Source organism: Dinoroseobacter sp. S76, assembly GCF_049801095.1.
Classification (GTDB): domain Bacteria; phylum Pseudomonadota; class Alphaproteobacteria; order Rhodobacterales; family Rhodobacteraceae; genus Dinoroseobacter.
Map to the genome: position 1 here is coordinate 46,396 of NZ_JBNAGH010000013.1, position 23,740 is coordinate 70,135.

The window sequence follows — 23,740 nt, forward strand, 5'->3', positions numbered from 1 at the left end:
CTAAAATGTCACCTGTCTGCAAATCAGGAATGTCACTCTCGCCCATAACGATAACAGGCAGAGAGATCGGGCATGGGATGGGTGATTATGAGCGAGCGCGAGCTGAACCGCGTGGAAGTACTGGCACAGGTTGATGATGGACGACTTACCGTCGACAATGCGGCGAACATGTTGGACCTGACGCGTCGACAGATTTTCCGGCTTTTGAAGCGATATCGACAAGACGGCGCCTCCGCGATCCGGCACAAGGCGCGCGGCAAACCTCCGAACAATCGCATTCATCATGCAAAGCGTGACTATGCGTTGAGCCTGATCAAAGAGAACTATGCAGACTTCGGGCCGACCTTGGTTGCTGAGATGCTAGCTGAACATCACAGCCTTAAAGTCTCGCGCGAGACGGTGCGCAAATGGATGCAGGAAGATGGGATTTGGTTATCCCGCAAGCAACGTCGGACGTTCCACCAGCCGCGCTTGCGCCGGGAATGCTACGGCGAACTGATCCAGATCGACGGATCAGACCACCGTTGGTTCGAGGATCGGGCTGATCCCTGCACCCTGCTCGTCTTCATTGACGATGCGACCAGTACGCTTATGGAGCTGCGGTTCGTCATATCCGAGAGCACGTTCAGCTACTTCGATGTGCTGGAAAGCTATCTGTTGAAGCATGGCCGACCAGTTGCATTCTACAGCGACAAACACACTGTTTTCCGCGTCCCCAAACCCAGCAAGCACATGACGGGAATGACCCAGTTCGGGCGGGCTCTGGCGGAGTTGAACATCGAGATCATCTGCGCAAATTCGTCTCAGGCCAAAGGTCGTGTCGAACGCGCGAACCGCACGTTGCAAGACCGCCTCGTCAAGGAGCTGCGCATTGCGGGGGTCTCAAACATGGAGGATGGCAATGCTTTTCTGTCTGGCTTCATCGAACGCTACAACAGCAAGTTTGCCAAGGTTCCGGCCAAACCGGATAACTTGCACCGCGCCCTGAACATCGAGCCGGATCGCCTTGCCGAGGTCTTCTGCCTCCGCGACAAACGCTATGTCACCAAGGATTTGACGCTGAAGTATGACCGTAAGCGGATCAAGCTCGAAGTGAACGACCTGACCCGCGGTCTCGTCGGCACATATGTGGATGTCTACGAGATGCCCGACGGACGTATCCAGGTAAGGGCCAAAGGTATCGCCCTGCCCCATTCGATTCTCAATCCAGAACGGCGAGTCACTCATGCCGCAATCACAGAGAACAAACATCTCAGCGCAGTGCTGGCCCACATCAAGGCCGAGCAGGAAGCCCAGCCAGCCAATCCCAAGGTCAAACCGGTCAGCCGCAAGAATGGATACGTCAAGACTGGGCGGCGACCGCCAGGAAGGCCATCTAAACTTGAACTTCACTACGCAGCAAAGCGGGCCGCAGAGACCTAATGTCCCTCGGTCGAGGTGGAGGTCATCAGCGCGTCCAGCATTGGGCAATCACGCGTGCCTGCCGAACAGTTTTCGACCAACTCGGATAAAGCCCCTTCAAGTTTCTGAAGCTCGACGATCTTCGTTTGGACATGCGCAAGATGTTTTCGGCCAAGTTGTTCGACGGCTTCACACGCGTCCGATGGCACCTTTGCCAAGTTTCTGAGCGCCACCGCATCGTGGACAGAGAAGCCCAGATCACGGCACCGTTTGATAAAGCGGAGCTCAGATATCTCGGTGTTTGAGTACAACCTTCGGCCCGACGCCGTGCGCTGTGCTTTTGTAATGATACCCTCGCGTTCATAGTAGCGGATCGTTTCAATCGATACGCCACTTAAACGCGAAGCTTCTCCAATCGCGATCACGTGAACATTCTCCACTTGCTCCTGTAGCAGCTACAGGATGTATCAGAAGTTCATGGCATCGAACACCGATACCCTCGAAGATGAAGTGAATGGCCCAAACCGCATTCTGATCGGCGGAGCGGGTTTTCTCGCCTTACTCAGCGCGTCTTGCTGTGTTCTGCCTATTGGGCTGTCGATTATTGGACTCGGTGGCACGTGGCTGACGATGCTTGGTCCCTTCGTTGCCTATCGTGTCGAGATTCTGGTTGTTGTTGGTTTGATCCTGGCCTGGGGATGGGCCCGGCTTTGGCAGAGATGGAGTTGTGCGCGTCGGAGACGATCCACGGCCATCCTTCTTGGCTTTACAACACTCGCATTTCTTTTGGCTGCCAGTTCACCATTGTGGGAAGAAGACGCGGCCCGCACCATGTGGGCATTGTGGAGGCAATCGCGATGAAGGGTTGGTTGTTACCCGTAAGTTTAGGAGGAGCTGGACTGGCTGCAGTCTGCTGCCTAACTCCCTTCCTGCCTTGGCTGTTCGGAACACTTGGGATCAGTGGAGCGCTTAGCTACGTCTACCGTGACGACGTATTGCTGCCGATCCTGGCCGGTTTTCTTATTCTTTCAGGATACGCACTATGGCGACGCAAACGAACGAAGTAGCGCTACAATCCACGATCACATGCCCGGAATGCGGGACATCAGTCGAAGAGACGATGCCGACAGATGCCTGCCAATGGTTCTATGAATGCACAAATTGCAAGGTTGTGCTGAAGCCGAAGCCGGGCGACTGCTGCGTCTATTGCTCCTACGGAACTGTCCCCTGCCCCCCCATTCAAGAAGGTGGCTCGTGCTGCGGCTGAAGCTCCGCAAGGCTTTTCAGCCCTGCGATATTTGAGGTCTCCGGGCTGCTAAGCCTTGCTGCCGTCGCGCTCTGTGGTGACACTTCTGCTTTGCAAACCGGGTGACCTTTCTACTTGGTTGCAACAGTTGATCTGATGCGGCACACCCCTGCCTCGGCCGCGACTATGGGCAAAACCTCGCCCAATAGGATCACTCCGCCTCGCTGGGTGAGGTCACTATGCTATCTTATTCAACCAAATGGCGAGCTTGATCGACACCTTCGGAAACAGAAAATTACGCAATCTCAGCCGCTTCACCGTCGAATGTATAGTATATTGCGTGGTTAAATACACCACATCATGGCCGTGCTTCGGTCATGAATCTGAAGGAACGAGTAGGACTGAATCTTCAAGATGCCCGGCGCGCCAAGGGCATCAGCCAGGAGGAATTGGCGCATCGTGCAAGCGTGAATCGCGGTTATGTCGGCAAGATCGAAAACGCCAAGTACTCCGCCTCGCTGACAACGCTCGAAAAGATCGCGCAAGCTCTGAACATCGATCCTTCGGAACTTCTCAGACCTCGCAGCTAGGAGGCCGGTCGACACCCTGCTCCGGGATGGCGGGTGGATGACCGTCCACTAAAAGGCGTGCCCGTACGCGAGGGCGTGTCCATCTTGGACGGGTCCGAGCTCGTGGTCTGGCAGGAGCATCTCTGGAACACTGGCGAACGCACACGGGTATGGTTCGTAAAGCCCGATGAGATCTGCGCCACCCGCATCGTCGAACGAAACATTCGTCTCCCCGTCGAGGATCCGGAGTAGCCTAGCGCGCCTTGTTCGACTGCGAGAGAACCGTTCCAGCCAAAGACTTGGTGTCACTGCTGTACTTGTCACTCTGCAAAACCTTGGAAGCCCTGTCCTCCATTGCAGCTCCAGTCTGTTTCCCAGTCCCTGACTGCGCCAGCGCCGACGCAGCCAGGCTTTTGGCGGTCGCCGAGGCGTTCGGGTCACTCAGCGTTGCCGCTGCCTTTGATGCGACTTCGCGTGAGGTGCGTTTCGTATTCTTACCCATCAAACTGCTCCGTGATGCGATTCTGTTCCTGTTTTGTTTACACCCGGTTGGCCGATCCGTCCATCAAAACCGTTACACTTATTTCACTTATTCCAGTTATTTCTCTTGTATAGGCGACTCCATAGGTACATCTATGGGGTAAACCGAGGAGAGAAATCATGGCCGATACCTCTGACAGACCAGCTCAGAGCGGGCTCATGGAGCGCCCGCCCACTCCGGAAGAAATCGACAGCGCCGCCCATGCCGCAACGGCCATTGCGGTGGCCATGGAGTTGGACGGAGGCCTGAAAGTGTCGGGTGAGAACGGCGATCCGGTCTCCATCGCTCCAGAGGTCGGAAAGCTGATTATCGAACTGCTCGGCCATGTGAGCAACGGAAATATGGTCACGCTGGTTCCGGTTGGCACCATGCTTACAACCCAAGAGGCGGCCGACATGCTGAACGTGTCCCGTCCCCATCTCACAAAGCTGCTCAAAGAGGGCAAGATCCAGTTTGAAGAGGTTGGCAAACATCGGCGTGTGCCCCTCACGGCATTGATGCAGTACCGGGAAGAGAAAGCCCGGCGGCAGGAACAGGCTATGCGCGACCTTGCGCGATTGGGTCAGGAGTTCGACAACGCATGAGCTTTGTGGCCAACCCCTTCGTGGTTGTCCTCGATGCCAACGTCCTGTTTCCGTTCCGGGTTCGGGACGTCCTTTTGACATTCACACAAGAAGGCCTGTTTCGGGCACGGGTTACCGAGGAAATTCTCGATGAATGGACACGCAACCTGATCGCGCTCAAACCGCATCTCGAAGAGAGTGTCCGACAGCAGGAAGCCGCGATCAAAGAGACTTTCGAGGAATGCTTCGTGACCGGATACCAGCCCCTGGTCGCTGGTCTCGACCTGCCAGACCCAGACGACAGACACGTTCTCGCAGCGGCGATCCGCTGCTCGGCGCAGGTCATTGTGACAGAAAACCATCGAGACTTCCCAAGCAAGGTTCTCGAGGATTATGGCGTCGAAACGCTCGGCGCGGATGACATGTTGGCCAATACCTACGACCTGTATCCATCGGGCGCCGCTCGCGCGCTCAGACGCGTTCGCAACAGGTATGAAAATCCACCGATGACGCCGTCTGAGTTCCTGCTTGATCTGACACGACATGGCCTGTCGAAACTGGCGGCGCAGGCCCGCGTCGATATCGAATACCTGTAATTGGCGACCGCGCCTCAGTATCTCACCCAATCGGTGTAATCCATGGTGCCGTCGTAATCGCCATACTCCATCATGACGGCCCGGCTATAGAAGGTCCAAAGCCCACCCGAACCGGGTGTCGGGATGTCCTGACCGTTTTCCGATGCGAACGTAGCCGGCCAAGGCGAATGTGAGCCGTAGACCCGCACGATGTAGTGACAGTTCTTGTTTTCATGATCGCAGGATCTGATGGACCAATCCCATTGACGCGGTTCATCGCGCGGCTCGTAGGATCGACCGCGCCACCAAAGCACCCGCGTGCGGCGCAACCATTCGTAGTCCGGTGTCGAGATATCGAGAGCATCCTCTCCACCCGGTCCACCCAAAGCAACCGGAACAGCGGCATAGGTGCAGACCCCAAAGGGAGGCCGGCTCGGCCATGGCGTTATCCGCCGGATCATTTCGGCATAGGCGGCGGAGCATACAGCACTCGAAGGAAACCCACCGGCCATGCACAGCATGATGGCGCAATCCATGTCGTAGGCATGGGCTTTCTGGGTATCGACCATCAGCCCGGCTGCCAGAACCAGTGACGCAAGTCGGGTGTGTCTCATATCGGCCTCCTCGAGTGATTAGGCCAATTCTCGCTCAAAATACGTATTGCGCAATATTATATATTGCAGAGTGATGGCTTTCTGCGGAATGCTGCCGATTGTAGAAGGACTCCCAGTGGGGGAGTCCGGTGCCGATCGCAAGAGACCAAATCTTGATTACTATTGATGGGGTGAAGGACCTCATCGGGTCGGGAGTCGACTTCCGCTGTCGGTACGAGCTTGTCGAGTTCACGGACGATGGGAAGCCCCGCTATCAGTGTGTCTACCTGCGCGAAGGAGAGCCCGAGGCGATCCTGGTCTCGACACGGTTCGGACCCTACGGGCCGGAACCCCGCCTCTTCAACATCTGGCCGGGGCTCTTCAAACATCACCACGAATTCGGCGATGGTCGCACTCTGTGTTTTGACAGCGACTACTCTATCCCCTTCGACGCTTCCGGCGGAAGCCATGATCTTCGGAGCGGACGGAAGCGTCAGAACGACTGACGGCTGGACGGTTCACGGCCTAGACCAGAGGAATTCCCCGCCCACACACTCGCGAAGCTTTGCGACCCCGGCCCCGTCGGATGTGCTGGCGGCCATTCAAGCGACAGCTTCGAGACATGAACGCAATCGGGCCCTGCGAGAACTCGAGCTCAGTTCCGATGACTGGCTGGCTCTGTTCCGCGCCCTGATCGAAGCCGAGAGCGCCTATCGTCCTGACGCGACCAGCGCAAAAGGTGCCTATGGTCTCGGCCAACTCATGGCCACCACCGCACGTGACCTTGGCGTAGACAGAACAGATATTGCGCAGAACCTCGACGGGTCAGCACGGTATCTTTTGGCGCAGCTGGCCCACTTCAATGACGTCGACCTGGCGCTGGCCGCTTACAACGCCGGGCCGCATCGCGTGGTAGCATATGGTGGCGTGCCACCCTTCACGGAAACACGCGAGTATATCGCCCGGGTGCATCGCATCCGCGCGCGCCTTTCCGGCACAGCCACCCAAGACCTGACCAGACCGACAAGGCGTGACGTCACGCGTCCCGTCGTCGTGCTCGACCTGAAGTAAGACCTGAAACGAGGGAAACCGATGCGAAGATTGCCCCCAGGATACCTGCCTCCAGTTATCGGCCTCTTGGCCTTATGGGCCTCCCCCGCCCTCGCCCAGGACCTCTCGCCCATCCAGACGATGCTCGAGACAATCGAAGCCGCGCTTACGGGCCCAATCGGCATCGCAGTCGCGACGCTCGCCGTCATTGGCACCGGGTTCATGTGCATGATGGGACGGCTGAATTGGGGGTGGTTCGCTTCCGTGGTGATCGGGATCGTCTTGATCTTCTCCGCGGGTACCATCGTTGACGGATTTACCTGATGGCCACGCGGTCCCCTCTCTTTCTCGGGTTGGCCCGTCCGCCGAAATATCTCGGCTTGCCGGTCGGATATCTCGTGGTGCTCACGCTCGGCGTGGTCTTGCCCTTTATCTGGACGAAGTCACCGGTCTTCTTTCTGGTTGGCGCTCTTGCCTATCCCGTCCTGTGGTTTGTCGCCGACAAAGAACCGCATTTCTTCGAAGTTCTGCGCGTCTCCTATGGCACGGTGCGCGGCACGCGCAATCGAGCACTTCACGGCGGAGACAGCTATGGCGCTTGACGGGCTGAGATACGCAAAGCCCAGTCCGGCGGTCATTGAAACCGGCGGCAAAGGCCTGGCGCGCGAGAGCCATCTCGCCGAGCACCTACCGTTCATCGCATTCGCCAAACCCGATGTCATGGTCTTGCGGGAGGGCGATCTGATGGCCACGCTCCGTCTCGAAGGACTTGCGGCACTGACAACTCCGGACGCCGATCTCGATGCCATGAAGCGCGCGGTCGCGGCGGTCATCGCGCAAACGGGCAACCTCTACGGCTTCTATGTCCACCGCGTGTTTATCCCGCAGAACCTCTTGTTGCCTCATGTACAAGGTGACGGCTTTGCCGCTGAGATCGACCGCCGCTGGCAGGCTCACATCGCACAACTGGCTCCCACGAAACCACAACTCTATCTGAGCATCTTGCGCCGTCCGGAGATCGGCGCGCGGGTGCCACTGCTCAGCGCCTTTGCCAAGCGAACATGGATGAAGGACCGCGCAGCGCGCGCGCGCGAACTCGATGAAGTGGCCGGATTTTTCGAGACGGCCCTCGGATCTGCGAAACCCAAACGCCTCGACAATTCGTCTGGCGAGTGGCTCGGTTTTCTCGCCACGCTGCTCACTGGCCAATACACCCCGATTGCACCGCCGAACGCCCACTTGCCCCTGGCTTTCACGCTTGGGTCCTGCCGAGCGACTTTCGACGGCGATACGACCCGGATCACATGTGGCGCGACAGGAGAGACACGATTTGGGGCCCTCTTCAGCATCAAGAGCTATCCTGCGGTTACGGACGTCTCTCTATTTGACGGTCTCGACCTCCCGCTTGATGTCGTGCTGACCAATTCCTTTACCCCGATCCCCACGAACATCATGGCGGAACGGATTCAACGGATCGTTCGGCAGATGCGCGCCGCCGATGACGCGGCAGTCTCTTTGCGGGATCAACTCATGGAAGCGGCCGATGATCAGGAAGCCGGGCGCATTGCGTTCGGTGATCACCACTTGTCCGTCGCGGTCTATGCGCCCGATCAACCTACGCTCGAACAGGCCGCAGCTGAAATCAAACGTCTGGGTCAGGAAATCATGGCCGTGATCGTGCGAGAGCGTATGGCTCTCAAGGCGACCTATTTCGCGCAGGCTCCCGGTAATTACGGCTACCGTGCCCGAAAGACGCCGATCTCCACGATCAACTTCGCGGATTTCTCGGCGCTGCATGGCTGTGTCGAGGGACGTTCGGATTGCGAGACACCATGGGGATCGCCCGTCGCGGTCTTCCCGACGACAGGCTCCTCTGCCTACGGCTTCAACTTCCACGAGCCCGGATCGCCCGAGCGTGAACCGACCGTTGGTCATACGCTTGTTCTTGGCCGCACGGGCAGTGGCAAGACTCTGACAACCGCCTTCCTCGCCGCCCAAGCACAACGGGTCGGCGCGCGGCTGTTTTTCTTCGACAAGGATCGCGGGCTCGAGATGGCGGTGCGCGCCCTGGGCGGTCACTACAATACGATCCTTGCCGGCATCCCGACGGGCCTCAACCCGCTGCAGACTGAGACGGATGAACGCGGACGGGCCTGGCTATCGGACTGGCTGGCGACGCTTCTGGCGCGGGCGGGCGATCTGTCCGGGGAACAGTCTCGGCACATTCAGAGCGCTGTGTCCCAGAACGCGGACGCAGGCCCATCGCTGCAACGGTTTGTCTCATTCCAGACCCTGTTTCAATCGCTCGACGATGATGGCGAGTTGCAGGTGCGGGTTGGGGAATGGGCACCGGGAGGCCGTTATGGCTGGGTCTTCGATGTGCCTCAGGACAACGATGCCCTGCAACTGGACGGCGACATTGTCGGCTTCGACATGACCGAGATCCTCGACATGTCGACCGAACGTATGGCTGTCTTGTCCTACATCCTGCGCCGGATCGAGCGGATCGTGGAAGATCGCCGACCGACAGTGATTGTTCTGGATGAAGCCTGGAAGCTTCTCGACGATCCTTATTTCGCGGCGAGGCTCGAGAACTGGCTCGTCACCCTCCGCAAGATGAACTGCATCGTCGTGATGATGACGCAATATCCAAGTCAATTGCGAGAGGCTCGGGTCGGCAAGACCATCATCGAGACGGTGCCGACGCAAATCCTGTTCCCCAACGAGCGGGCGACCCCCTCCGACTACGACTTCCTACGCGTGAACGAAAAGGAAGCCGAACTGCTGACAAGACCCACGGCAGGTCAGCGCATCGCACTGGTGCGATCGGCGGGCGACAGCGTCTTTCTCGATGCTGACCTCTCCGCGCTTGGTCCGCTTCTCACCGTTTTGGGTGGCGGACGATCCGCTGAGGCCCAGCTCGGCAACGACTGGCGGAGTTCCCCCGATTTCTGGAGGCAGCTATGCGATTAGCACTGATCGTTCTGGCCACCATACTCACCGCCTGTGAACGCTACACGGATGCCACCTCGCCGTGCTTCGGACGCGACGGCGCGCCCGACGTGAGCCGGGCCAGCACAGAGGTTCTCTCCTTTGCAGCGCAAGGCACCGAGGATTGTGACTTCGAAGAGATCGGGCGCAGCCCATGAAACCTGCGGTCTCTCTCATTGCCATTCTGGTCTGCTCGACGCCCCTCGCCCACGCGCAAGGGGTGCCGACGCAAGACAACGCAGGGCTGGGACAGCTTTTCACCATGCTCTCAAAACTGGGAGACGACATGGAGGCGCAGCGCGACCAACTGAACACGGGAGAAACGCTCTCCTCGGTTCAATCCGATCAGCTTCGGGTGCTGGAGGCGATGTCAGAGGCACTCACCGGCCCTGGGCTCGACATCCGCGCGCTGGAAGGAAACGCGGACTTCCCCGCAGGCGATGTCTACCCTGTTGCTCACAATCATCCCATGGACAGCCGACTCTTCGGTGAGGGGCGCGAGACCATCGAGATGATGATTGTGCGGGTGGCCGAAGAATATGCCGGAGCAGCGGGTGTGCGGCGGGCCGGCCTTTCCGCCACCCAGTGGCGCTGCCTCTTCCAGGCGCTGATCAAACAGGAAAGCCGGTTCAGCGTCACCGCGCAAAGTCCCGTGGGCGCCTATGGTTTGACACAGCTCATGCCGGGAACCGCCTCCGATTTGGGTGTCGACCGCTACGACGTGATGGACAACCTCCGCGGCGGCGCGCGGTACATCACGACGCAACTGAACACCTTCGGAAACATCCCGCATGCACTTGCCGCCTACAACGCCGGACCGGGCCGGGTCCATGAATATGGCGGCGTGCCACCCTTCGCCGAAACTCAGGGCTACGTCCGGAATATCTCGCGCTTCTACAACGAATACCTCGCCGTTGTCGGTGGGGCGGATGCGCTTGGCACGCTTTCGCCGTCGGACATGACGCTCGCGGAATACAGCAGCATTTCAGAAGCCAGTGTTTACTACGCAGCTGACAGCCACGCCACGACCGAGCAAGTCATCAATCGGCTCGCCGCGATCATCCGGCAGATCGACGAGACGCCGGATATCAAGCGCGCGCTCGAGCTCAACACCTACGCCAAGGCCGAAATCGGCCGCATCCTCAACCTTCGCGTTCGTCTGATGGCTGCCAACCGTCAGCGTGAGGCAGCCCATGGTCAACATCTGGCCGCGGACCGGCTCACTGAGCGCGACTTCATGCGCATGGGAGTAATCCGATGAAAGGAAAGACCTTCGGCACCGCCTTCGCCACCCTTCTCGCTGTCACGCCCGCAGATCAAGCCGACGCCCAGGGTGTCCCGACATTTGATAATTCCAACCTGCGCCAATTGGTCCTGCAGCTCGAGCACATGGCGGAGGATCTCAATGTCCAGTTGCAACAGCTTGCGACGATGCGGCAGGAGTTGGAAACGCAGTTGAGCCAGCTTCTGAACCTTGAAGGTCAACTGGCGTCTCTCATCGATGGCAATGAATTGGGCCAACTCTTTGCGACCGTCGAGGAGTTTGAACGAGTCCGTGGCAAGCTGACAGCACCTTTGGCGACAGCTGAAGCCATTTCGAGCGGTGACTTCCTGAGCGGATTCCGACCGGGCGCAGAACTGGACGCCGCCGTTGAACGCGTTCTGTCGGGAAGCGGGTTCACGCAAGAGCGTCTGACATCCTTGGCGACCAGCGAGGAACCCGCAGACAATCGGATCGCGACGCAAGCCGGGTCCAGCGCGATGTTGTCCGTTGCCGCTCAGGAAAGTCATGCCGAGGCTGGAGACAGCCTGGGCCGTCTGGAGACCATGGTGGGATTGATCGATGACCAAAGCGGTCTGAAGGCCGCGGTCGATCTCAACACGCGCGTGACCGCTGAGCTCGGCATCATTCTCACGCAGATCTGGCGTCTCGAGGCAGCCGCTGGCGTCAATGGCGGGCAGTTGGGTGTCGTTGATGCTGCGACCCTCGCCGAAGAGCGAAAATTCCGCTCTATGGAGGTGCCGAAATGATCCGATTGGCCCCCATTTCCCTGACCGCGCTTGCGTTGGTTTGCATACCTCTGACGTTGAACGCTCAAACCTCTCAAGGCGGGTTTGAAACCATGGCGCAACCGACCGAAGACCAAACAGAGTGCAAGGTGCCGCGGCCGCCAAAGGACTTAGATTCGTTCGCTTATGTCAGAAATGGGTATCGCGAAATCCTGCGCATCAATGCGTACAAGACGGCCATTCAATCAGAGGCTTGTGGATGCCCCTTCAAGGAATTTGATTGGTCACACGTGGTCCGCATCTCCGAACAATATGTGACATCAGAAAACCCAAAACTCCCATTCGATGTAATTGAACTACGAAGCCGGGCCGATGGTCTGGAGGCGGAGTTCCTAGGCATTTGCGGAAACTGAATGGGGATCATCACAGACATCCTTGAGCAAGTCGCTGACGCAATCGATTCCGTTGCTGAAGCCGGATTTGTGGAAGCCGCAGGGCAAGTCGGCGACGTGCTTGGTATTGGCTCCGTGCTCCTTCTCATCATTCTTGGCATCAGTGTCGTCACGCAGTTGCGCCCTATGACTTTTGGTAGCGCATTCGCATTTGGATTGAAGATATCGTTGATCGGAATCTTTGCGCAGAGTTGGGAAAACTTTGAAGTTATCTACAGGATCGTTTCGGACGTCCCCGAGGCAATTGGATCTCGCATTCTTGCCCTGACAGCCACCGGTGACGAAACCGGAGTCTACGAAAGCCTCGACAGCATGGTGAACCGGATCACCGCCTATGGCGATGCCATTGGAGACCGTGCGGGCTGGGTCTTTGGCGCAGTGCTCGGAGCGATCTTCTTCGTTCTGTCTGCCATCTTCGCAGCCGTCACTGCGGGGATCATCGCCTACGCGCATATCGTTTTCACACTGATGATTGTCATCGCGCCTTTCATGATCCTGACGTCACTCTTCAAGCCGACCCAATCGCTTTTCGAAGCCTGGACCCGGGCCACCATCGGCTATGCCTTGATGCCAGTGGCCGCCGCCGGAGCCGCCGGAATCATCGTCGCCATCGCTGAGTCGATTGGCGATGCCTCCGCGGATCCGGACAACGTCGAAACGGTCAGCCTCATCCTGCCATTCCTGGTGATCCTGCTCTTGTCAGCTGGGGTGATGGCCGCCGTCCCGTTCATTGCGTCCAACCTAACAGGGGTCATGGGCATCGCCTCGAACGCGATCGGCCTGACGGGACTGGCGCGCCGAGGTGTGGTCAATGCAGGGGAGTATGGCGCGGGTGGTGCAGGACGCATCTTGACCGGGAAAACGCCTTACGAATTACGGCGCGATGTGAGCGGTGCCGCGACGAAGAGCAACGAATTGATCCGACGCACGCCTGCTGCCGCGCTCGCGCTGACAAAATCCTTTCGCAAGACATGACCCGTGCGGCGTTTGATCAGGACGCCTTCGAGGCCGACTTCATCTTTGGGCCACGAAGGCGCGAGCGCTTCGCCTATTTTGTCGCCGCCGCCGGTGTGATTGTCGGCGTGGTCGGTTTCGTGGGAGCCGTTTCCTTGTTCCCGCTCAAGACGGTCGAGACCTTCGTGGTCGTGGTCGACAAGGAAACCGGCGAAATGGACCGTGTTGCCGCTGTCGAGGCGCTCAGCCTCGATGAAAGTGACGCGATCATTCAGGCCCACCTGGTCGCCTACGTGGATGATCGCGAAACCTACGATCTGACCGACGGCGAAGAACGGATCAATTCGGTCCTGCAAAGATCTGACGAAGACGCCGCGCGCACGCTGCGCGATCTTTGGTCCTCGACCAATCCTGACTATCCGATCTCGGTCTATGGACGGGACGCGAAGATCGATGTGGTCATCCGGTCTGTGAACCAGGTCGAACCCGGGGTGGCGCAGGTGCGGTTCACGAAAACGCTTCGAAAACCCCGTGACAACAGGACCGTGACACGGCCTTACGTGGCCACCCTGCGCTACGCGTTTCGCCCGGAAACCCGCCAGCGGTTGCAACAGGTCTGGGCCAACCCGCTCGGATTTGTCGTCACATCCTATCGTGTCGACGCCGAAACGTTGGAGAACTGAGTGATGATGCTGCGCACCGCCCTGCCCTGTCTGCTTTTGGCGCTGGCACCTGCCCAAGCGCTCTCGGAAGCAACGCCACAGGGTGGGCCGAAAGACATCCGCATACGCTATGCCGTCTACGACGAGCAGCAGGTATTCCGTATCGAGACAGATCTGCGCCACTCGACCACGATCCAGTTTGGCGACGGGGAACGGTTCGAGGCTGTTATCGTGGGAGACACCGAAAGCTTTCAGGTCGATCCAATCCCCGAGCTAGGCAATGTGCTGACGATTAAGCCGCACGTCCAAAATGCTTCGACCAACATGACCGTGATCACGAACCGTCGCAGCTATGCATTCCATCTGCGAGAAGGCTCAATTCCGGGTCGAACGGGCATGTTTTTCGAAGTGCGCTTCCGCTACCCGGGCGAAGAACGCCGCGCCACACTGGCGAACACACAGGCCAAAGGGTTCGAGGCGCCGCGCAACTACAACTACAAGATCGCCGGCGACGGCGACTTTCGCCCGGCCACGGTCTATGACGACGGTCGGTTCACGTATTTCAGTTTTCCCGAAAGCGGGCGGCAACCCGCCATCTTCAAGGCTGACAACCGCGGTCGCGAGCGCACGGTCAATTGGACCCAGAACGGCAACACCGTCCGCGTCTCCGGTGTCAACGACTTCTGGACATTGCGCCTGGGTGAAGAAGCGCTCTGCATCTACCGAGACGCCTCAGCGATCTACGTGAGCAACTGAACCATGTCAGATGATCCAAACCTGAAGAACCGGCTGGAGACGTTCAGCAATACAAAACGCTCCAAATCCAGATCAGGATTTGGCGTTACTGCGCTGGCGCTCGCTCTCGGCCTCGGCGGTGCGGGCGTTGCGTATTTCCTGGCGGCTGACTGGCAGGCGGACTCGGACCAACTGCAGACTTCCGATGTCGAACCGTTTCAGAATGACGGTCTTTCAAATGGAGGACGGCTGGAATTCCCCGCCGTTGAGGCGGATCAACGCGTGAACGATGCCCTGATCGCTGTGGAAGAAGCCCTTGAGGTCCCCGAGCCGATCCCGCCCGCAGCTGAACCAAGCGCAGATATCCTCGCCGAACTGGCTGAGCTTCGCGAGGCACTCGCCGCTACTCAGTTAGAGCGGAACGCCGAGATTCAGTCAGCGGTCACTGAACTACGCGATGCCTTTGCAGATCAAGCGCAAGCCCTCGAAGCAGCCGTTGCGGAGCGAGACGAAAAACTCGCGGCCCTGGAACGCGAGAGCGAGACCCGGCTGAACTCTCTTCAAAGCCTTTTGGAGGCGGAGCGCGCGCAGCGCGAAGCCCTTGAAGCAGAACGCGCAAATGACGCCCTGATCCGCGACCAACAGCTTCTCGAGGAACGTCGCAGACAGGAAGAGGAACAAAAGCGCCGCGAGGCTGAACAGCTGGCGGCACAACTATTGAGGGCTCAGATCCAGTCTCCTGCCGTGGTCTATTCGACAGGATCATCGGTCTCGGCACCAAACGCCAGCGGCCTGCAGAACGGCACACCAGGCGCAGACCTCCAGCTGAATGAAAACGAAGCCTATCTCAGAGGTGCTGCGCGACCGCTTGAAATCGATGAGGCGGCTCGAATGGAGCGACCTGAACGCACTCTCGCGCAAGGGTCCGTCATACAGGCGGCACTGCAAACCGCCATCAATAGTGATCTGCCTGGCAACGTTGTCGCGGTTGTCGCGGAACCAGTCTACGCATTCACCGGCAATGCCATACTGATCCCGCGAGGCTCGCGGTTGTTTGGGCAATATCGATCTGGCGTGGAAGTAAACCAAAAACGCATCCTGATTTTATGGTCGCGCGTTCTCACGCCGGACGGTACATCCATGCAGATCGCCTCTGTCGGAGGTGATCAACTCGGACGCTCCGGTCTGACCGGATTGGTGGATACAAAGTTCGACGAACGCTTTGGAGGAGCTGCTCTGATATCGATCATCGGCGCCGCGCCCGCCGTTGCCGCCAATTCCACGGAAGACGAAGTGACCCGCGAGGTTCTGGAGGAGGTCGGCAATGACCTCGAAGACGCGACAAGTTCGGTGATCGCAGATCAGGTCTCGATCTCGCCAACCATCTACGTCGATCAAGGAGCCATGGTAACTGTACTGGTCGATAGGGACATCGTGGTCTATTGAATGAAGCGTCCCTCCCTTCCTCGTATCTTGAGCAATACCTAGAACCTTATCGCGACTTGATCCTGCGGGACGACATCATTGAGTTGGCGATCAACCCGGATGGCCATGTGTGGATCGAACGCCAAGGTGCCCACGCGATGGAGAGAATTGACCGCACCGTCGAGGCGGCGGTAGCAGCAAATCTGGCTGCCACATTGGTTGGTGATGCGCGAGCGCGAGTATCGCAGAAGTCGCCGTTGGTATCAGGTAAAATCGATTACCTTAAGCGCCCGCTGCGCATCCAAGTTGTCGTGCCACCCGCGGTAGAACATGGCGCAGCGATCTCCATTCGGCTGTTTGGCGTTGGCGGTCATAAAACCTTCCATCCCGAGTATCTGTTCGGGAAGCCGGTCTCCCTCGATGACCGGCGGCAATCGAAACTCGCAGAAGTCGAGGAAATCGCGAAAAGCGACCTCCCCAGAGCCTTGTCTTCGCTCGTCCGTCATCGTTTGAATCTTTTGATCAGCGGTGGGACGTCCACCGGCAAAACCACATTCGCACGGCATCTGCTGAAGTCGGTTCCGGACGACGAAAGGCTCATTACTATAGAAGACGCTTTCGAGCTGTTCCCTCGTCAGCCAAACACTGTCTGTCTGCTGGCTGAGCGTGTTTCGACATCTCAACGGTCAACAAATGCCCTGCTACAGGCGAGCTTGCGCATGCGCCCGGATCGCATCGTGGTGGGCGAGTTGCGCGGTGCTGAAGCGCTGACATATCTGGAAGCCGTAAACACAGGTCACGGCGGATCGGTGACGACAATTCACGCTGAAACCGCTGAGCTTGCGATAGACCGTTTGGCGATCATGGTCTTGCAAGCTGGGACACCTTTGACCTTCGCCGAGGTCCAGAGCTACATCCGTCGGTCAATTGATGTCATTGTTCAGCTGGGACGCAACAGCGGTAAACGCGGTGTCTCGGAGGTCTTGATTGTAAGGACACTCTGACGGCCCAAACCTGCCATTGACCACCAACTTCAACGCTGCGTTGCAGCTTCCCCGAAGCGGACATTGATCGATGGCGCGGCATTTTCGTGGGACTGATGACTATTATGCGGGACTCTTCGTACCTTAACACGCGGGCTTTGAATGTAGGCTTTGAGAACCTTAGGCCAAGCTGGGTTTTCATGCGGGTACTGCTTCTGAAGGAATACTAATATCACTCCAAAACGACAGAAAAAGCAAAGGTAGTAGCAACCACAAGTGCGCCAGCCGCGGCGCAGATTTGCTTCGCCCAGAAAAAAATCTCTTGTAGCACGTAGCCAAAGTGCTTTTTGTTAAACTGATAATTGGCACTCTTTCGCCCCAACGCATTTTGAACTGAGAAGTAAGCGCACAAGTACTGAAAATAGTCAAAAATTATCGCAAGCATACCAACGAGCCCGGCGAAATTCACCCAGGCTTCATATTGCGCGATGTATGTGGTCGAAAATGGTGTCTCCGATGTATGGATTGCGAATACCCAAGCAACAATGCCGAAACCAACAAGCCGGGAGGTCTCACTTATTCGCCCAGTGACAGCACCCTTGTGTGAAACTCGAGCCTTCCGCTCGGCCTTCGCAAAAGCTTCAGCGCCAACGGCTTCGGACCTTTCATTCGAATCTGTCATTCTCAAAACTCTATCATGGGCCCTGGATCATCTGTATCTTCTTCTGCTGGTGCCTCGGCGGAGGCGTCTTCGGCCAGCGCTTCCTCAGCTGGGGCTTCTTCCATCGCACCCAAGTCAACGCCTGCAGCGCCAAGCTGAGCAGACATGCCATCGAGTGCCGCACGTGCTGCCAGATCGCAGTAAAGTGCAATAGCGCGGGCGGCGTCGTCGTTGCCGGGGATGATGTAATCGACCCCATCAGGCGAACAGTTGGTGTCCACGACCGCCACAACCGGGATGCCCAGCTTGTTGGCTTCGGCCACGGCTAGTGCTTCTTTTTTGACGTCGATCACAAAGATCAGGTCAGGACGGCCGCCCATTTCGCGGATACCGCCCAGCGACGCCTGCAATTTGCCCTGGTCGCGCTCCATGCCAAGGCGCTCTTTCTTGGTCAGCCCTTCAAAGCCGTTGGCGGCCTGTTCGTCGATCGCCTTGAGCCGGTTGATCGACTGCGACACGGTTTGCCAGTTGGTCAGCGTGCCACCCAGCCAGCGGTGGTTCATGTAGTACTGCGCGCATTTCTCAGCCGCCTCGGCCACGGGACCAGACGCCTGGCGCTTGGTGCCGACAAACAGTACTCGACCGCCTTTGGCCACGGTGTCACGGATCGCTTGCAACGCCTGGTCCAGCATGGGCACCGTCTGTGTCAGATCCATGATGTGGATGCCATTACGCGAAGCGTAGATGAATGGAGCCATCTTTGGGTTCCAGCGCTGCGTCTGGTGGCCGAAGTGAACGCCAGCTTCAAGTAATTGGCGCATTGAGAATTCTGGAATAGCCATAGAATTACCTAGCAAAATCAAATCGGACTACATCGCCGAAGTATGTGTGACTTCATCAACCAATACGTCACGGTGTCAACAACAAAGCAAAGTTGACATGCAATTGCGGATCACATCAAATTATCAACGTTGCCGGTTGGAAGCTATAGACAGAAATCCAATTTTCTCAGACTGAGTTCTTAAAATTGAAACAGACTTTGGTTCGCGACGCAGAACTGGCTTTTAGGGGCTCTTTGCCGCCATTAGATCGATCGCAGCATGTTCCTCGAACAGGCCGCCCGACGCTGGCGGGGACGGCTCAAAGCCGCCGTCAACGGCACCGGCGCATTGCTGTGATGGGGTCCGTCGAAGCTGCCGTTGGTCGCGGGCGCAAAAACGCATGCTAACTAGACTTGTTGAGCCCCCATTGACAACAAAGCTAGCCGATCTGCTGCGAGTCTTGTGTATTACGTAGAACACTGTTCGGTAAGTTCGGTACAGGAGTCGCTTCAATGACTGAACCGCTCGATTCTGAATCGATATCGATTGTGTAGTGAATGCCTGGTTCGTCTTCCGACCGGGGCAATCTGCGGCAAATCAATTGAGCAAGAGCTTCGTCCTCCACGGCACACACGATCTGGCGTCCGCCTTGCCTGATGGCACTCAAAACCTCGACTAAATGAAGTGCCCTGAAGTCATCAACGTGCTGCACAGGATCATCCAAAACCAGGGTCTGCCAGTTGGACCAAGATCGAGCTAAATGAACCGACAACAAGAATGCGATACCCGCGGCACGCCTTTGGCCGCTACTAAATACGAACTGCGGATTCAGTTCGTTTCCGACCTTCAGACTAAGGAACCTTCGAACGTCACCACGAATACTGTATTCGATCTTCCGCCAATCAGTATGCGGTCTCAAACGCTGATACAACTCATCCAGCAGCGGGCTAACCAGCGCAAGTCGTTCATCAATAATCTCACTTGCCGAACGGCGTACGTTTTTGTCGAGCGCCTTAGCCTGCGCCAACGCCGTCTGACATGCTTCAAGCTCATCCGCAGCTTGTTCAACCATTCCTCGGAAGTCGGTCACCCTTGCGTTCAGTGTGTTTAATCGATTGACCGACCGAGATGTATCAAGGGCATTAATAGCTCGCTCAGCCTCCACAACGCGGTTCCGTTCTGAGTCTGCCAATGTTGATAGACGTTCGGGATCGTTGATGTGTTCAATCGGCAGATCATTTTCTTCAAAGAAACTACGAAGTGCTGCTTCTTTCTCAATTATGTTTGTTTGCAGAGTCGCCGCCTCAGAAATCTCCAAGTCGAGAGAGGACAAAACTTTCTCAGCCTCGTTCATTGTAACGAGAGCTTCACGCGCTGTTGCTCGAGCTTCTGAAATGCCTGAGGCCAATGTGCCGATGCGCGCCCTGAGACTCTGCAGACCAGCTTCGAATTCTTCTGATGTTCGTGCAGCAGCACAAAGCGGGCAATGCTCTTCGTGGAGACCCACATGCTCTCCGTGTTCCAGCAATTCAGACAGGGACGCTGCAACACTGCTTGCGGCTTCCTCGATCTCCAACTTGCGCTGCTCTTCTTCAAGAACGAGCTTGCGCTCATCGAAAATTCTATCCGCGTTCCTTTTCTGAGTAGCTAACTCTGAGCGCCGCTCCTGTGCTTCCGGCGACTCATACTCCGCTCGCAGTTGTTCAATTTCCCCAGCGTCGACACTGGCCTGTTCGAGGGCTAGTCGCTTCGCTCGGATTGTGGGAAGCAATTGAACTGCAGCGTTTCGCAGCTCAGGAATTTTGTCATTACTGCTATACCTCAGTATCGATCTAAGCGCTGCGACAGCGGCTTCAACATCTGTGTTTTGTATTGCCAACTCAGATGCTTGTGAGAAGTCCGCGAGCGAGCGCGATAACTCCGACTTGGTACTTTCGTAAGCTGACTCCGCGCTCTTGACCCGATCTTCAGCTAACTTCACTATTTCTTTAGCCTTAGCCGAGTACTCGCTATTCTCGACTGCTCCAAAGGCGGCGCGAACCAAATCAAAACGTTCGGTTTCTTTCAGGTCTAAGCTCTGTGCAGCGATCCACTCATCTCTCAGGACACTTGTTTTGATAAGCTGGGTTATCGGGTCCTCTGGGGTATCCCCAATGCACAGCGCGTGGACGATTTCGTCTACCGACTTGTCAGCTTGGTCTTCAAGGGTTCGTGTAACGACGAACGGTTCAGAACCTTCGTTTGAGAAGCCTACCCTTACAAAATGGGATTCAGGTCTTCCGGAGCCACGCCACCAATAATAGTCACGTACGTTTTCTCTATCTGCGCTTTCAACGGCATACTTACTGATTTGGCCGGTCAATCCGAATTCGATCGCGTCGCATACCGTACTCTTGCCAACACCGTTACGCCCACTGATTACGGTGAAGCCTCCGCCAAAGTCGATCCGTACCTTTTCTCTAAAGCCACGAAAACCGCACATCTCTATGAAATCTAGTTTCATGATTTGCCTCGGAGCAGCTCAAAGATCTCACTTGGAGATGCACTTCCCAGAAACCCATTTAGTGCTTCGCGCCGGATGCTTTTGGAGCGCGCGCGAACTCGGTCTTCGAGATCCTCACTCTCCAGAATTGGCCTCGCACGTATCGGTGCCAACATCATCAAAGCGTTTTCGACATCTTCATCAGTAACAACCCCTTGCCGCGCGATCTTTCTTGTCAATGTGAAGTTCTCTTCAAGCTTCTCAATCGGTCTTCTGAGTTCTTGCGACTGGTCGCCCGTAAGAAATACAGAATAGACATTCCAAGCCTTGTCACTTGCGGATCTCAAGGCCAGTGCATGACGCTCCAGAACCTTCTTTTCTCTGGACTGCCATTCGGTGATCAGTTTCTGAGCTGAGTCAAATTCGTGAATAAATCCGACCACGGACTGGTTTTCAAAGCACGTTGCCTTAGTATCTGAATCGGCCCAGTTCCACGTTTGGTATCCGGCTTCTCGCAAGTAGATCTCGGTTTGAGTATGAATGTCCATCATACCTCCAATTCCTGCCGACCAGTTTCAAAGCTCAACCACAAACCAGATGACAACGGCCGAACAAAGTCGCCAACTCTACCTTCACGCACCACATTGCCCGGCATAGAAAGGTCCGTGGCCCCAGGCGCCACGATTATGTCGGTGCTTCCTAAAGCGGGGGCTTCAGCAAAGCGCGCCTTTAGTTGGTTCAGCGCAACGCCCGCACCGTTGACCACTCGTATCGACCTACCGTTAAGTTCGTATCCAAACACTGTTTGGGCAGCACCGGCTTTTCTTAGAAGCAAATGGAATGCGCCTAGTATCTCGCAGTTAATGGGGTGTTTCCTGGTTGCAGGTTCTCCAGCGGGGACACCTTCAGCGTCCCTCCTCAAACCGTACAAGGCCTCTGAGTCTAAGTCATCGACCTCTAGATGCTCGGGGTCAACTTCGCTCCCCTCGATATCTGCGTAAGTTTGCTTACCAGAGGCTAAGAGACGCCGAATGTAGTTTGTTGAGAAGGCATTTCGCAGCTCATCAAGTGCATCAGCACCAGATTGTTGAACGTGGTCGAAGTTTACACCCTCCCCGTTGGCTATGTTCCAAAGGTCGGGCGCTTTTTCTTGTAGGTTTTCTGGAGGTGCAGGATCAAAAACCGTTACAGAGAGCGGAGCAATCCCGGCCAGAACTTCTCCGAGAACAGCGTTCAAGTAATCCCAATCAGACCAAAAACCAACCACAAGCAAATCCTTTTGCCGAAGATTGGCGGTCATCCACTCTCGGCTTCGCTGTATGCGATTAGAAATCGGAGGCACATCAAGTTGAGATGGGGCCCAAACGGTCGCTTTCCGATCTATGGTTGAACAACCATGAAATTTCAAAAGCGGTCCCTGCGTGGCAGCTCGAACCGTCGCGTCTTCACCATCTATTGACGCTTGAAAATCAAATCCATTGTCGATCGCGTATCTTTCGATGAGCGTGTCATAGTTTGCGGAAAGTGCTGCAATTGCGGCTTTAGTGGTCAATAGATCTGCTACTGCAGCGTGGCCAGGGTTTGGCTGGCGCACGAACTTGTTCCAAGGAACTAGACGTTCAATGAACACTGTTTCAAGAGTATCTGCGTCTACGAACGTCTGCGCGAGCGCCTCTAGATCATGACGAAGGGCAAGATCAGCGTCCGGGTCGATACTGAGCCTATAATTTTCAAAACAATCTTCAGCGACCTTCCAAGCGGCAGGCAAGGAGCTTGGAGGTGCCATGGACAGGCCCGCCCCGCAAACAATCACCAATCTATCGGCATGAATTGAAGATAACAGTTGCGCTCTTAAGTCTGGGTTCAACGTAAAACTCGGCCTAGTTAGTTTTTCAAATGTTGTGTCGGTCCGATGCAGGCCTGTAGCAATCTCCAAAGCAGGTATCAGATACTCTTGTTAGTTCATGCCTTAGCATACCTACCGCACCTGAGTAAGGCGACAACCAGGCTTTCAGGTGTGCCAATGTACTGCTTCGAAAGCCCTTGATCGTGAGCAACGGAATTTTCGAGCAAATACCGCGACTGGCTCGACGGTATGATCCTATGTGAAACTGCTCTTGCGCGTTGAATGTCTACTTTGTTCTTTTCGGGTTTAGCTTTTCGCCAAAGCAGCGAAGGTCCGCTTCCCGCCCGCTACTCCCTATCCCCGAGCAGTTCGTCGATGAAATCACCTTGCTCGCGGAAGACCTGCCCCCACTTTTCTGGGACCGGGTCATCCCGATCCAATGTTTCCGGACGCAGCTCACCTGCGGTGTTTCCATCCATTTGCGTCTGCATGGATCGCGATTGCCGCCGACGCGCGCGTTCGCTTGTTGCCCTGTATTCGGCAGAGCCGGGATGGGGTGCAGGAGGAGCGGGTTTCGGGTCTTCAAACCAGGGCCCCACGCCGTCGACACGTGGGGGATAAGGGAAATCGCGGCCCGCCTGACGATCCGTAAGACTGATGAAAAAGGCATCCTCGAAATACTTGATACGCTGTGCACGTATCGGGTGCTGCGGTGAGGCCAGGATGATCACTTCATCGGGATCCATGGTGCGAGCCTCGGTCTCCGAGAGGAGTGGGCGTTCCTCCAGACGCGAGGTCGTCGAAGTCGCACCCAGGATGCCCTTGTTGCGTCCATACATGCGTGTCACCGCCTCCCGGGTGGTGCTGCCGACGGCCGCCGAGACCTCCCGCACAGTGCGCTGGTCGCGGGGCGTAATGTAAAGCTTTAGCCCTGCCCCATTTTCAAGGCTTTCGCGCCCCTCGGGTCCGTAGATGCGGTCGAGGGAGGCCAATGACTGCGCAATCATCGCGACACGCCCGCCATAGGCCGCAAGCGAATGGATCGCCCGCTCGAGATAGGGCATCGCGCCCATTTGCTGAAACTCGTCGATCATCATCATGACCGGCCACGGCTCATCGGGACCCGGCTCATTCTGCCGTAAACTGGCGATGAGATCCGCGAACATCAGGCGCAGGAGCG

31 protein-coding genes are annotated in these 23,740 nt (G+C 56.8%); 22 read left to right on the plus strand and 9 right to left on the minus strand.

Translation table 11 applies throughout. The annotated features are described in order from the left end of the window. The first annotated feature begins 72 nt into the window (after window positions 1-72). The gene (locus tag ACP153_RS21000) at window positions 73-1,422 is read left to right on the plus strand and encodes an ISNCY family transposase (protein WP_424972965.1); all 1,350 of its coding nucleotides are present in this window, start codon (window positions 73-75) and stop codon (window positions 1,420-1,422) included. Here ACP153_RS21000 and ACP153_RS21005 read toward each other — a convergent pair. Next, the gene (locus tag ACP153_RS21005) at window positions 1,419-1,826 is read right to left on the minus strand and encodes a MerR family transcriptional regulator (RefSeq protein WP_424972966.1); all 408 of its coding nucleotides are present in this window, start codon (window positions 1,824-1,826) and stop codon (window positions 1,419-1,421) included. The genes ACP153_RS21000 and ACP153_RS21005 overlap by 4 nt on opposite strands. Window positions 1,827-1,863: 37 nt before the next feature. Between ACP153_RS21005 and ACP153_RS21010 the strand changes: the two genes are divergently transcribed. The 5 genes from ACP153_RS21010 (at window position 1,864) to ACP153_RS21030 (ending at window position 3,468) form a co-directional block, all read left to right on the plus strand. Continuing rightward, window positions 1,864-2,262: a hypothetical protein gene (locus ACP153_RS21010; RefSeq protein WP_424972967.1), complete on the plus strand. Its 399-nt coding sequence runs from the start codon at window positions 1,864-1,866 to the stop codon at window positions 2,260-2,262. After that, a complete protein-coding gene (gene merF, locus ACP153_RS21015) occupies window positions 2,259-2,468 on the plus strand; it encodes a mercury resistance system transport protein MerF (RefSeq protein ID WP_424972968.1) in 210 nt (69 codons plus the stop codon). Before ACP153_RS21010 ends, merF begins: the two co-directional genes overlap by 4 nt. Continuing rightward, the gene (locus ACP153_RS21020) at window positions 2,444-2,668 is read left to right on the plus strand and encodes a GDCCVxC domain-containing (seleno)protein (protein WP_424972969.1); all 225 of its coding nucleotides are present in this window, start codon (window positions 2,444-2,446) and stop codon (window positions 2,666-2,668) included. The genes merF and ACP153_RS21020 overlap by 25 nt, the downstream gene beginning before the upstream one ends. Window positions 2,669-3,024: 356 nt before the next feature. Further along, entirely contained in the window at window positions 3,025-3,237 is a 213-nt protein-coding gene (locus tag ACP153_RS21025; protein ID WP_424972970.1) for a helix-turn-helix domain-containing protein, read from the plus strand. A gap of 33 nt (window positions 3,238-3,270) precedes the next feature. Continuing rightward, window positions 3,271-3,468, plus strand: coding sequence for a hypothetical protein (locus ACP153_RS21030; protein WP_424972971.1), 198 nt, complete (start codon window positions 3,271-3,273; stop codon window positions 3,466-3,468). A 1-nt stretch (window position 3,469) separates the two neighbouring features. Here the strand turns inward: ACP153_RS21030 and ACP153_RS21035 are convergent, their stop codons facing one another. Next, complete coding sequence (locus ACP153_RS21035) at window positions 3,470-3,718, minus strand: hypothetical protein (RefSeq protein WP_424972972.1); 249 nt, start codon at window positions 3,716-3,718, stop codon at window positions 3,470-3,472. A 158-nt stretch (window positions 3,719-3,876) separates the two neighbouring features. Here ACP153_RS21035 and ACP153_RS21040 point away from each other — a divergent pair, with 158 nt between their 5' ends. Further along, the gene (locus ACP153_RS21040) at window positions 3,877-4,341 is read left to right on the plus strand and encodes a helix-turn-helix domain-containing protein (RefSeq protein ID WP_424972973.1); all 465 of its coding nucleotides are present in this window, start codon (window positions 3,877-3,879) and stop codon (window positions 4,339-4,341) included. Continuing rightward, the gene (locus ACP153_RS21045) at window positions 4,338-4,916 is read left to right on the plus strand and encodes a PIN domain-containing protein (RefSeq protein ID WP_424972974.1); all 579 of its coding nucleotides are present in this window, start codon (window positions 4,338-4,340) and stop codon (window positions 4,914-4,916) included. Before ACP153_RS21040 ends, ACP153_RS21045 begins: the two co-directional genes overlap by 4 nt. Window positions 4,917-4,930: 14 nt before the next feature. Here the strand turns inward: ACP153_RS21045 and ACP153_RS21050 are convergent, their stop codons facing one another. Continuing rightward, entirely contained in the window at window positions 4,931-5,509 is a 579-nt protein-coding gene (locus ACP153_RS21050; RefSeq protein ID WP_424972975.1) for a hypothetical protein, read from the minus strand. A gap of 128 nt (window positions 5,510-5,637) precedes the next feature. On the opposite strand from ACP153_RS21050, the gene ACP153_RS21055 reads away from it, so the two are divergent. From ACP153_RS21055 to ACP153_RS21120, 14 genes are all read left to right on the plus strand, one after another. Further along, complete coding sequence (locus ACP153_RS21055) at window positions 5,638-5,994, plus strand: hypothetical protein (protein ID WP_424972976.1); 357 nt, start codon at window positions 5,638-5,640, stop codon at window positions 5,992-5,994. Window positions 5,995-6,076: 82 nt separating this feature from the next. Next, the gene (locus ACP153_RS21060) at window positions 6,077-6,559 is read left to right on the plus strand and encodes a lytic transglycosylase domain-containing protein (RefSeq protein WP_424972977.1); all 483 of its coding nucleotides are present in this window, start codon (window positions 6,077-6,079) and stop codon (window positions 6,557-6,559) included. A gap of 21 nt (window positions 6,560-6,580) precedes the next feature. After that, window positions 6,581-6,862 (plus strand): TrbC/VirB2 family protein, encoded by a 282-nt coding sequence (locus ACP153_RS21065; protein WP_424972978.1) that lies wholly within the window; start codon window positions 6,581-6,583, stop codon window positions 6,860-6,862. Continuing rightward, window positions 6,862-7,140, plus strand: coding sequence for a type IV secretion system protein VirB3 (locus ACP153_RS21070; protein WP_424972979.1), 279 nt, complete (start codon window positions 6,862-6,864; stop codon window positions 7,138-7,140). The genes ACP153_RS21065 and ACP153_RS21070 overlap by 1 nt, the downstream gene beginning before the upstream one ends. Further along, window positions 7,130-9,511, plus strand: coding sequence for a type IV secretion system protein B4 (locus ACP153_RS21075; RefSeq protein ID WP_424972980.1), 2,382 nt, complete (start codon window positions 7,130-7,132; stop codon window positions 9,509-9,511). The genes ACP153_RS21070 and ACP153_RS21075 overlap by 11 nt, the downstream gene beginning before the upstream one ends. Next, the gene (locus tag ACP153_RS21080) at window positions 9,502-9,687 is read left to right on the plus strand and encodes a hypothetical protein (protein ID WP_424972981.1); all 186 of its coding nucleotides are present in this window, start codon (window positions 9,502-9,504) and stop codon (window positions 9,685-9,687) included. Before ACP153_RS21075 ends, ACP153_RS21080 begins: the two co-directional genes overlap by 10 nt. A gap of 104 nt (window positions 9,688-9,791) precedes the next feature. Next, the gene (locus ACP153_RS21085) at window positions 9,792-10,790 is read left to right on the plus strand and encodes a lytic transglycosylase domain-containing protein (RefSeq protein ID WP_424972998.1); all 999 of its coding nucleotides are present in this window, start codon (window positions 9,792-9,794) and stop codon (window positions 10,788-10,790) included. Beyond that, entirely contained in the window at window positions 10,787-11,560 is a 774-nt protein-coding gene (locus tag ACP153_RS21090) for a type IV secretion system protein (RefSeq protein WP_424972982.1), read from the plus strand. The genes ACP153_RS21085 and ACP153_RS21090 overlap by 4 nt, the downstream gene beginning before the upstream one ends. Next, entirely contained in the window at window positions 11,557-11,952 is a 396-nt protein-coding gene (locus ACP153_RS21095) for a hypothetical protein (protein ID WP_424972983.1), read from the plus strand. Before ACP153_RS21090 ends, ACP153_RS21095 begins: the two co-directional genes overlap by 4 nt. Further along, window positions 11,953-12,966 carry a type IV secretion system protein gene (locus ACP153_RS21100; RefSeq protein ID WP_424972984.1) on the plus strand — a complete coding sequence of 338 codons (1,014 nt, stop codon included), beginning with the start codon at window positions 11,953-11,955 and terminating at the stop codon, window positions 12,964-12,966. Next, window positions 12,963-13,628 (plus strand): virB8 family protein, encoded by a 666-nt coding sequence (locus ACP153_RS21105; protein WP_424972985.1) that lies wholly within the window; start codon window positions 12,963-12,965, stop codon window positions 13,626-13,628. The genes ACP153_RS21100 and ACP153_RS21105 overlap by 4 nt, the downstream gene beginning before the upstream one ends. Window positions 13,629-13,631: 3 nt before the next feature. After that, entirely contained in the window at window positions 13,632-14,363 is a 732-nt protein-coding gene (locus ACP153_RS21110) for a TrbG/VirB9 family P-type conjugative transfer protein (protein ID WP_424972986.1), read from the plus strand. A gap of 3 nt (window positions 14,364-14,366) precedes the next feature. Then, entirely contained in the window at window positions 14,367-15,788 is a 1,422-nt protein-coding gene (locus tag ACP153_RS21115; RefSeq protein WP_424972987.1) for a TrbI/VirB10 family protein, read from the plus strand. After that, window positions 15,785-16,771: an ATPase, T2SS/T4P/T4SS family gene (locus ACP153_RS21120; RefSeq protein ID WP_424972988.1), complete on the plus strand. Its 987-nt coding sequence runs from the start codon at window positions 15,785-15,787 to the stop codon at window positions 16,769-16,771. The genes ACP153_RS21115 and ACP153_RS21120 overlap by 4 nt, the downstream gene beginning before the upstream one ends. Before the next feature lie 211 nt (window positions 16,772-16,982). Here the strand turns inward: ACP153_RS21120 and ACP153_RS21125 are convergent, their stop codons facing one another. The 6 genes from ACP153_RS21125 to ACP153_RS21150 form a co-directional block, all read right to left on the minus strand. Then, window positions 16,983-17,432, minus strand: coding sequence for a hypothetical protein (locus tag ACP153_RS21125; protein WP_424972989.1), 450 nt, complete (start codon window positions 17,430-17,432; stop codon window positions 16,983-16,985). 2 nt (window positions 17,433-17,434) lie between these two features. Next, entirely contained in the window at window positions 17,435-18,253 is an 819-nt protein-coding gene (rpsB, locus tag ACP153_RS21130) for a 30S ribosomal protein S2 (protein ID WP_424972990.1), read from the minus strand. 418 nt (window positions 18,254-18,671) lie between these two features. Further along, window positions 18,672-20,735, minus strand: coding sequence for an AAA family ATPase (locus ACP153_RS21135; RefSeq protein WP_424972991.1), 2,064 nt, complete (start codon window positions 20,733-20,735; stop codon window positions 18,672-18,674). Beyond that, entirely contained in the window at window positions 20,732-21,262 is a 531-nt protein-coding gene (locus tag ACP153_RS21140; RefSeq protein ID WP_424972992.1) for a hypothetical protein, read from the minus strand. Before ACP153_RS21140 ends, ACP153_RS21135 begins: the two co-directional genes overlap by 4 nt. After that, window positions 21,262-22,581, minus strand: a complete 1,320-nt coding sequence (locus ACP153_RS21145) for a hypothetical protein (RefSeq protein ID WP_424972993.1) — start codon at window positions 22,579-22,581, stop codon at window positions 21,262-21,264. Before ACP153_RS21145 ends, ACP153_RS21140 begins: the two co-directional genes overlap by 1 nt. A gap of 326 nt (window positions 22,582-22,907) precedes the next feature. Then, a partial coding sequence (locus ACP153_RS21150) for a type IV secretory system conjugative DNA transfer family protein (protein WP_424972994.1) occupies window positions 22,908-23,740 on the minus strand: 833 nt, incomplete at its 5' end.

What these genes read in the sequence shown, in the direction of transcription:
- ACP153_RS21070 (WP_424972979.1), top strand. Translation starts at nt 6,862, where the DNA reads ATGGCCACGCGGTCCCCTCTCTTTCTCGGGTTGGCCCGTCCGCCGAAA.
- ACP153_RS21035 (WP_424972972.1), bottom strand. Translation starts at nt 3,718, where the DNA reads ATGGGTAAGAATACGAAACGCACCTCACGCGAAGTCGCATCAAAGGCA.
- ACP153_RS21010 (WP_424972967.1), top strand. Translation starts at nt 1,864, where the DNA reads ATGTATCAGAAGTTCATGGCATCGAACACCGATACCCTCGAAGATGAA.
- ACP153_RS21065 (WP_424972978.1), top strand. Translation starts at nt 6,581, where the DNA reads ATGCGAAGATTGCCCCCAGGATACCTGCCTCCAGTTATCGGCCTCTTG.
- ACP153_RS21090 (WP_424972982.1), top strand. Translation starts at nt 10,787, where the DNA reads ATGAAAGGAAAGACCTTCGGCACCGCCTTCGCCACCCTTCTCGCTGTC.
- ACP153_RS21110 (WP_424972986.1), top strand. Translation starts at nt 13,632, where the DNA reads ATGATGCTGCGCACCGCCCTGCCCTGTCTGCTTTTGGCGCTGGCACCT.
- ACP153_RS21045 (WP_424972974.1), top strand. Translation starts at nt 4,338, where the DNA reads ATGAGCTTTGTGGCCAACCCCTTCGTGGTTGTCCTCGATGCCAACGTC.
- ACP153_RS21040 (WP_424972973.1), top strand. Translation starts at nt 3,877, where the DNA reads ATGGCCGATACCTCTGACAGACCAGCTCAGAGCGGGCTCATGGAGCGC.
- ACP153_RS21135 (WP_424972991.1), bottom strand. Translation starts at nt 20,735, where the DNA reads ATGAAACTAGATTTCATAGAGATGTGCGGTTTTCGTGGCTTTAGAGAA.
- ACP153_RS21025 (WP_424972970.1), top strand. Translation starts at nt 3,025, where the DNA reads ATGAATCTGAAGGAACGAGTAGGACTGAATCTTCAAGATGCCCGGCGC.
- ACP153_RS21000 (WP_424972965.1), top strand. Translation starts at nt 73, where the DNA reads ATGGGATGGGTGATTATGAGCGAGCGCGAGCTGAACCGCGTGGAAGTA.
- ACP153_RS21125 (WP_424972989.1), bottom strand. Translation starts at nt 17,432, where the DNA reads ATGACAGATTCGAATGAAAGGTCCGAAGCCGTTGGCGCTGAAGCTTTT.
- ACP153_RS21105 (WP_424972985.1), top strand. Translation starts at nt 12,963, where the DNA reads ATGACCCGTGCGGCGTTTGATCAGGACGCCTTCGAGGCCGACTTCATC.
- ACP153_RS21075 (WP_424972980.1), top strand. Translation starts at nt 7,130, where the DNA reads ATGGCGCTTGACGGGCTGAGATACGCAAAGCCCAGTCCGGCGGTCATT.
- ACP153_RS21100 (WP_424972984.1), top strand. Translation starts at nt 11,953, where the DNA reads ATGGGGATCATCACAGACATCCTTGAGCAAGTCGCTGACGCAATCGAT.
- ACP153_RS21085 (WP_424972998.1), top strand. Translation starts at nt 9,792, where the DNA reads ATGCTCTCAAAACTGGGAGACGACATGGAGGCGCAGCGCGACCAACTG.
- ACP153_RS21140 (WP_424972992.1), bottom strand. Translation starts at nt 21,262, where the DNA reads ATGGACATTCATACTCAAACCGAGATCTACTTGCGAGAAGCCGGATAC.
- ACP153_RS21115 (WP_424972987.1), top strand. Translation starts at nt 14,367, where the DNA reads ATGTCAGATGATCCAAACCTGAAGAACCGGCTGGAGACGTTCAGCAAT.
- rpsB (WP_424972990.1), bottom strand. Translation starts at nt 18,253, where the DNA reads ATGGCTATTCCAGAATTCTCAATGCGCCAATTACTTGAAGCTGGCGTT.
- ACP153_RS21020 (WP_424972969.1), top strand. Translation starts at nt 2,444, where the DNA reads ATGGCGACGCAAACGAACGAAGTAGCGCTACAATCCACGATCACATGC.
- ACP153_RS21095 (WP_424972983.1), top strand. Translation starts at nt 11,557, where the DNA reads ATGATCCGATTGGCCCCCATTTCCCTGACCGCGCTTGCGTTGGTTTGC.
- ACP153_RS21050 (WP_424972975.1), bottom strand. Translation starts at nt 5,509, where the DNA reads ATGAGACACACCCGACTTGCGTCACTGGTTCTGGCAGCCGGGCTGATG.
- merF (WP_424972968.1), top strand. Translation starts at nt 2,259, where the DNA reads ATGAAGGGTTGGTTGTTACCCGTAAGTTTAGGAGGAGCTGGACTGGCT.
- ACP153_RS21080 (WP_424972981.1), top strand. Translation starts at nt 9,502, where the DNA reads ATGCGATTAGCACTGATCGTTCTGGCCACCATACTCACCGCCTGTGAA.